General features: G+C 47.0%; 1 pseudogene. It reads right to left on the bottom strand.

Going from position 1 to position 264, the window contains the following annotated elements:
- Positions 1–264, bottom strand: a pseudogene (locus tag A4U55_RS01390) (polyphosphate kinase 1); the annotation flags it as partial.

The following is a 264-nucleotide window of genomic DNA, read 5'->3' as shown; positions in this document are numbered from 1 at the left end:
GAGGGCAATTTGTGGTAACCTCTAATCGCACTTCATGACCAAAGCGGCGATTATCAAGCTCACCTTCTAACGCTTTGGCGATATCATCAACATCGTCAGCCAGTGCCAAATCTGCGTTGCGTGTCAGGCGAAACTGATAGCAACCCGTTACTTTCATGCCCAAAAATAACTCATTGACATGCTCATGAATGACCGCTGAGAGCATCACATGATGCTCCTTGCCGTCAGTAATCTCATCAGGCAAGCGAATAACACGAGGTAATG

The organism is Moraxella catarrhalis, from assembly GCF_001632285.1.
Lineage (GTDB): Bacteria > Pseudomonadota > Gammaproteobacteria > Pseudomonadales > Moraxellaceae > Moraxella > Moraxella catarrhalis.
Note: the sequence above shows the minus strand (reverse complement) of the source record. Positions and strands in the feature narration are given on the sequence as shown.